Genomic DNA, 7166 nt, shown 5'->3' on the forward strand with positions numbered 1-7166 from the left:
CGGCCCGCATGCACAAGGCGGCAGTGCCGGCGAGCTACGAACTCACCAAGCACGCCTGGGACATCAACCAGTCCACCGGGTGCCGTACCCCGCTGCCGGCTGCCCTGGTCGAGGCGCTGCTCGTCCGCGACACCGGGGCGGATGACGGCGCGACCCGTCTGACGGTGTTCTGGCGCCCGCCGTAGGATCAAGGACCTGTCGGGCATACGCGTACCGGCCTGAGCGGCGTCGGGAGCCGCACCACGGCACCCCCGATGTGGGCAGCCCGCCCGCACCGTTGCTGCCCGCGTGGCGGCGGCTCGGCATCCGCCGGTTCTCCTACGACCGCTCCGGCTACGGCGGTTCCACTGCTCTGCCCGGCAGATCCGTCGTGTCACCCGGCGCGCTGATCGACGACGGCCTGGCCTACGTCCGCCCCTCGGGGGGCATGCCCCCGCACCGTCACCTGCCCGCTGCTCCTGCTCCACGGCGGCCGGGACCGCATCGCACCGAGCACTCACGCCCGTTGGCCGGCCGGGCGCGCTCCGGGCTCGAGCCTCGGGCTACGCCCGGGCGACGGGCACCTGTCGGTCCTGAACAGCGTGGTCAGGGCCCTGGAGTGGCTGGCCGGTCACGCCGGGCTGTGACATCGTCGCCGTAGGGCACTGTCCAACGGTGGCCGTAGGACCACCCCCGGTTGGGTGTTCAGGCCCAGCGGCGCGGCGCGCCGGACGCGGGAGAGTTCTCCTCGTCGGCGCCACGCGGACGCCGAACTCGACACCGGCCACACACACTTCGGGGGTCCACATGAACGACATCCTCGCCAGGCGCCTCACGGGACTGGCCGGCATCGCGGCGGCGGTCTGCTTCATCGTCGAAGTGCCCCTGTACTTCATCTACTCAGGGCCGCCGCCGGAGGCCAACGTGCTGACGCGGCTGCTGATCGGCATCGTCGCGCTGGCCGGTCTGATCCTGTTCGTCACGGGCTTCCGCGAGCTGTTCAAGCAGGTGAACCCCGCCCACGAATGGGTCGGCACGGTGGCCTTCGCCACCGGACTGGTCTACGCGACGGTCACCCTGGTCTCCAGCGGGCTGGAGGCCGGCGCGGTCATCGCCGCCGACCACCCGATCGACCCGACCGTCACCGTCAGCGGCACGTACATCCTCTACGGTTCCATCGGCCGCTTGATGCTCGCGCTGTTCTTGACCGCGGTTGGCTACGGAGTCACCCGCGCGCACCTGCTGCCCCGCTGGACCGGTCGCTTTGCCTACGTCCTCGCCGGGGTGAACCTGGCGTTCGTGCCGTCCCTGTTCTTCGGCAATACGCCCGCGCACTTCTATGCGGCGAACGGCTGGGGCAGCACGGCTTTGATGGGCGCGCTGCTGAGCTACTGGCTGCTCGCGGTGGGCATCGCCACCTACCGCAGCGCGGCACGCCGTACGCCCGCCACCGCGCCCGCCCTGCGGTCCTAACGTCCACTCGTACCGGGAACGGCCCGCGGTGCCAGGCCGTCGCGTCGGGCACCGAGGGCCGTTCTCGGGAATTCGGCATCAGCTTACTGATCGTCTCAGAATGCTCCAGGATGCCGCCCGAAGCCGTCGAAGGCAGATGATGCTGCAGGCGGGTGTGAGGAGACCTTGGTGGAGGTCGGTGCCTCGCTCGTAGCGGATGCGGAGTCGTCTGAGCTGGTGCAGCCAGGCGAATGTACGCTCGACGACCCAGCGCACCTTGCCCAGTTTGGGACCGTGGAGGTCGTGCACTGGCAGCCGGCGACATCGAGGGCTGGCTGAACGGGCACGTGCGCTTCGCGGCAGGCCCGCACCGTTGCTCGGCGATGTCGATGCGTACGTTGCCAACCGCCTGCGCGCGATGGCGTCCCGGACGATCTCCAAGCACACGGCCGGCGAACCGGACCATCGCGTACCGGTTCCGCAGACCTGGCGGCGTGCAGCGTCCATCGACGTTCCTGTCCTGGCGATAAACGGTGCCCTCGACGCCAGCGACCACCTTGCGATGGCCGAGCGTCTGGTCCACGCGGTACCCGACGGCCGCGCGGTGTCCGTGGGTAACACCGCTCACTTCCCCAACATGGGGCGACCGACCGAGTTCAACGCCCTCCTGGCCGCCTTCCTCGAAACTCTCCCGCATCCGGGCCCGCAGGGGGACCCGATGCGCTGCTCAACAGGACAAGACAGCTAAGAGGCACCTCACAGACCGCCGCCCTCAATGCCGCCGCCCAGCGTGTCGCTCTGGTCTCCACCAAGAAGGACGCCCCGATCAAGCTGACCTTCACCTCCGACAGCACCCTTCCATCCTGGAAGGCGGCACCGACGACGCCCAGGCCGTCGACAACGTCGACACTAGCCTCACCGGCGGCGAGCTGACCATCGCCTTCGCCTGCGCGCCCTGACAGCCGAGTCCGTCCAGTTCGGCTTCAGCTCCCCCACCAAGCCCGCCGTCCTGCGCGGTCACGGCAGCGACGACCAGGCGCTGCGCTACCTCCTCATGCCCGTCCGGCTCTTCGGCTGGTCCCGGAGGCACCGCATGCCCGACCAGCAGCTCCAGCGCACCGTCCCCGAGAGCCAGGCTTGCTGTGTGGTGTGGGTTGTCTTGGTTGGTGTGGTTGTGTGGGGTGGCTGGCGTGTGGTGTCTGGGGCGTGGGTGGCGTGTGTGGCGGGCGGTGTGTGGTCTGTGCGGGGGTGGTCCGGTTTGCTCGTCGTGGCGGTGTTCGGTTTGCCGGCCGGGGCCGGGGCCGGGGCCGGGGCTGGGGGGTAGGCGGGCTTTTGTCGGTGGGCCTGCCGGGCCCGTACTAGCGTCCTGCGGTCGTCTCTGGTGAGGGCTGGAGTGATCACGTGTACGCGTGTGCGGGCTGCACGCTGCCCCCCTTTTTTCCGGGTGGAGCAGGCCCGGTCGGGGGCCTGTTTTTCGGGCTCTGCGCGTGACGCCACCCACGAGAGGCAGGTCACGTCTTAAGCGGGTTCGTAGGGCCGCACACCGTCTGACGCACAAGAAAGCCACTAAATGACCGAATTAGGGCATTTTCTACGCCCTTGGGTAGTAGGTCACAGTCTTGCTTCCCGTTCTCACGGTCGCTAACCATGTCTGTCGTCGCCGCAAGCAGCGGGCCGGGCCGGGCGGGACCGCCGGGACCGCCCTTGCTCGCCGCGCTGTGCGGGGCCTCGCCCCGACGCCCGACAGGCCGCGACCGGACGATCCGGCCGGCGCCTCAAAGACGTCCCGTAGGAGACCCCCATGACCGCGATCACCGCTGCCTCCCGCCTCGCCCGCCTGCGCAACCTGGCCGTCACCGGCCTGCTCACCACCGGCGCCGCGGCCGCGGCCCTGACGCTGACGCCGGCCACCGCCCACGCCGCCGAGGCCCCCAAGGCCGCCCCCGCCATCGCCTCCAAGACCGCCGACCCCGCCGGCGCCAAGGGCGCCGCGAACAACCTCGACGGCTGGATCAAGCAGTCCCTGGCCATCATGAAGGCCAAGGGCATCCCGGGCACCTACGAGGGCCTGCACCGCAACATCATGCGCGAGTCCAGCGGCAACCCCAACGCCCAGAACAACTACGACGTCAACGCCAAGAACGGCATCCCCTCCAAGGGCCTGCTCCAGGTCATCGACCCCACATTCAAGGCATTCCACGTCGCCGGCACCGCCAACAGCTCCACCGACCCGGTCGCCAACATCACCGCCGCCGCCAACTACGCCGCCCACCGCTACGGCTCCATCGACAACGTCAACTCCGCCTACTGAGCCATCGCAGCGAAACTTCGCCCAGCTACACGCTGCTGCTCGACGTGAGCGTCAAGCAGCAGCCTCCCCGACAGGTGACAACCCGCCTGCCAAGGTGACAACCAGCGTGAGCCGGATCACCCGACACGGTCCCATTCGCCGTGGAACTCCCGGGGTTACCAGCGCATGCCGATCTGGTCGAGTTCGGCGTGTCGTTCGGGGGTGAGTTTGTCGGCCCGCCGCCGGGTGTTGTCCAGGAACAACCCGAGCTTGATATCGACCGCTTCCCCATCGACGTCCACGCGCTCGACGTGCTTGCGCCCCGGGCGCAGGTGTCCCTCGCGGGCGTGGTACTGCCGGGCGGCGCGCAGGTTGAGCGCCCACTTGCCGTCTGCGGTGAGCTTGGCCGGCCGGGCTGCGGGGCCGGCGGGTTCCAGGGCGAGCGTGCTCCTGAGGAGCCACTGCTGGGCGGGGGTCAGCTTGTCCCACCCGTGCCGCTGCGCGACGGCCCATGCCCCGAGGTCTTCGCCCTGCACGACGAGTCCATCGGCCGTCTCGGGGAGCGCGCCCCCGGCCTGTACGTGGGCGCGCGCGAGGGTGAAGCAGCGCTGCCATGCCACGCTCCACCCCAGCGGGCACCATCCCGGATCGATGCCCTCCAGTGCCGCCAGACGGCTTTCCGGCAGCTCCCCAGCGCCCACGGGCACGGTGTCACCAGCCGTGCGCCGTTCGGCGTTCTCCCAGGTCCTGCGGGCCTCCGCACGCCTGTTCTTGGCCCATACCCCGATCGGGTGCCCGCCGTCTCCGACCGCGTTGACCGGGGGCAGGAAGTGTCCGTGTGCGGCGGCCCAGGCTCGTGCGACCGTGAGACCTTCCTCCCAGGCGACGTCGTAGTGGGACCACACCATGCCCAGCGCTTCGAGCTGCGTGACGCGGGAGGCTTCCAGGCTCCCCGCACCGTAGTAGCGGCGTTGATCGGCCAGCCACCGCCCCAGCGGGAACCCGGCGGCGGCGCCGCGAGACCCGCCCCCTCCCTCGCCGCCGTCGCCCCCGCTCTCGGCCTCGGCCTCGTTCGCGGTCTCGGTGTCGGTCCTGTTCTCGCCCATCACGTAGTCGTACGGCACCCGTAGTTGCCCGCCGCCCCTCTCGCGGTGCCACCGGGTGGCCGCCGCGATCCCGCGCCGCCAATACGCCTTCTCCGGATCGATCACCCGCAGGCGCACGAACTGCGCCACCAACGCGGCATCGCGCGGGGTGCTGAAGCGGAGCAGGCCCGCCGCTGCCTGGCTCACCCACAGGTCATCCCCGGCGCCCTCACCGTCCCCGTCCTCACCGTCCCCGTCCTCGTCGTGGCCGTCCTCGTCCTGGCCCTCGGCACCCTGATCCTGGCCCGGATCCTGGCCCTGGTCCTCGACGCCCTGGTCCTCACCGTCCTGGGCCTGGCCCGCGTCGTCCCGGCCGCCCAACACCGCCTCCGACAACGGCACTTGGGCGTCCTCATTGCCGGTCCGGCGTCCGCTGCGCTGCCGTGGATCGGCCAGCGCCTCGATCGTGTCCGCGTCGTGTGCCCGGAGCGCCCCGAGTACCTTCGCCAGGGTCCCGTAGGCATCCGACGTCAAAAGGTCATCGGCATCCTCATCCGGTCCGAGGAATACCGGCACCACAAGTGAAGCGAGTTTCCCCTCACCCGGATTCATCCGCAGCGCACGCCCGACCATTTGCACGATGTCGACCATGGACCCTCGCGCATCGCAGAAAGCAACCGCATCACACCGTGCCGTATCAACGCCTTCCCCCAGCACTTTCACAGAACTGAGAACACGCACCGCCGCACGAATATCCGACCGGGCACCACCGATGAAATCAGACGCGAACTCATCCAGCACGACACGCCGGTATCCCGGGGTGTGGTCCCCGTGCAGCCAGTCCGCCCAGACCCGCTCCGCCGCAGGAAACAGCTCCGGGTCGTCCTCGGCGAGCCGGGCCGCCACCAACGGAACACCCCGGGCCATGGCCTCCGCCTCCGAGATCCGGCTGTGAAACGTCAGAATGCGCCGCAGCCGCTCCCGCGCCGCAGCCGTCAGCAACCCGGTCTGAAGGGCCGCGAGCCGCGCCCCACGCACCCGGTCCGACCCCGCGGCCTCCTCGGCCAGAGCGGCGTACAGGCCGGGGTCCCGGATGTCCACGCACACCACCTGATACGGCGCCACGATCCCCCGCCGGACCGCCTCCGACAGCTTCAGCTCATACGCCACCGGCCCGAACACCGGCGAGTCCCGGTCCATCGACGCCACCAACCGCGGCTGCTCCCCTTCGGCCACCCACACGCGCGGCGTCGCGGTCATGTACAGCCGCCGCACCGCAGGAATCCGCCCCTGATGGTGCACCGCCGCCCACGGCTTCAACCCGTCACCACTCGTCCTGTGCGCCTCGTCCACGATCATGAGGTCCCACACCGGCAACCCCGCCTCGTGCGCCCGCTGGACCTTGCCCAGCCCCACCGCCGCATAGGTCGCGAACACGGTCACCTGCTCCAGGCCCTGCACCCATGACAGGAGCTCATCCGGGTCGGTGGTGCACGGGATGCCGTCACTCTCCTCGGGCCGCAAGTCGCACACCCCGACCATGGCGCCCCGCCGGCCGCCTCGGCGCCATGTGCCGGCCATCTGGGTCAGCAGGTCCCGCGTCGGGACCAGGACCAGCACGCGCCGCGCGGAAAGACGCCGCGCGGATTCCACGGCAATCAGCGTCTTGCCCGATCCAGTAGCGGCGATTACCTGCGTCCGCAGTCCCTCCGGGGGAGTGCGTCCACCGGGCGGGTCCTGAAGGTAATTCACCACGGCGTCCACGGCTTCCGCCTGATGTGGTCGCAATTCAATGGGGGACATTCAGAGATCCGCTTTCTGTTCGGCTGTTCAGAGGTGACGAGTGGTGATTTTCCGATGAAATGAGTGGAACTGACGGGCCGGTATTTTCTGTGCATGTGGTGAGGGTGGATCCGGGAGAGAGGGTGCGTGCTGAGCCCAGACTCTATCCCGATGGTGCGTCATGACGCATTACGGTTGGGGAAGGTTCGTCAGATTGACGGTTCTGTTGTCGTGCGGAGTATCGGGGGCGGTAGTCTCCTGCTTGCCGGTCCCCGAGTTGGGGGTTCGGGCCCCGGGCAGGGGCGAGCGGAGTGATGCTCCGTCAGTCTGCGGTTCTACAACCGACGTTGGCACCCCACCCGCTCACTACTGCCGCCTTCGGCGGGCGCGGAGCGCACGCTGTCCGCCCGGGGGCGGGGCGCGGAGCGGCCCGGCACCGGGCGGGGATCCGGCGGAGCCGGATCCCCCTCGACCGCGTCAGCGGTCGAGCCCGGAACGGAGTTCCGGGCTTATTCCGCGCTTGCGCGGAATCCGCCGCGTAGCGGCGGCGCGTCGCCTTCGCGGAGCGAAGCGCGCGC

Annotated in this window: 5 protein-coding genes and 1 pseudogene; 4 read left to right on the forward strand and 2 right to left on the reverse strand. The window is 69.9% G+C overall.

The window, feature by feature from the left end:
• The first annotated feature begins 8 nt into the window (after nucleotides 1-8).
• Both ACZ5DC_RS24865 and ACZ5DC_RS24870 read left to right on the forward strand, forming a co-directional pair.
• Entirely contained in the window at nucleotides 9-185 is a 177-nt protein-coding gene (locus tag ACZ5DC_RS24865) for a hypothetical protein (protein WP_468656079.1), read from the forward strand.
• Nucleotides 186-786: 601 nt separating this feature from the next.
• Entirely contained in the window at nucleotides 787-1452 is a 666-nt protein-coding gene (locus ACZ5DC_RS24870) for a hypothetical protein (protein ID WP_468656081.1), read from the forward strand.
• A gap of 78 nt (nucleotides 1453-1530) precedes the next feature.
• Here the strand turns inward: ACZ5DC_RS24870 and ACZ5DC_RS24875 are convergent.
• A pseudogene (locus tag ACZ5DC_RS24875) lies at nucleotides 1531-1728 on the reverse strand (transposase); the annotation flags it as partial.
• 76 nt (nucleotides 1729-1804) lie between these two features.
• Here ACZ5DC_RS24875 and ACZ5DC_RS24880 point away from each other — a divergent pair.
• Both ACZ5DC_RS24880 and ACZ5DC_RS24885 read left to right on the forward strand, forming a co-directional pair.
• Nucleotides 1805-2179, forward strand: a complete 375-nt coding sequence (locus ACZ5DC_RS24880; RefSeq protein ID WP_468656083.1) for an alpha/beta fold hydrolase — start codon at nucleotides 1805-1807, stop codon at nucleotides 2177-2179.
• Between the two features lie 1053 nt (nucleotides 2180-3232).
• Nucleotides 3233-3742 (forward strand): transglycosylase SLT domain-containing protein, encoded by a 510-nt coding sequence (locus ACZ5DC_RS24885; protein WP_468656084.1) that lies wholly within the window; start codon nucleotides 3233-3235, stop codon nucleotides 3740-3742.
• A gap of 155 nt (nucleotides 3743-3897) precedes the next feature.
• Here ACZ5DC_RS24885 and ACZ5DC_RS24890 read toward each other — a convergent pair whose 3' ends face one another.
• Complete coding sequence (locus ACZ5DC_RS24890) at nucleotides 3898-6609, reverse strand: helicase associated domain-containing protein (RefSeq protein WP_468656086.1); 2712 nt, start codon at nucleotides 6607-6609, stop codon at nucleotides 3898-3900.
• Nucleotides 6610-7166: the final 557 nt, after the last annotated feature.

Source organism: Streptomyces sp. NPDC031445 (genome assembly GCF_055581365.1).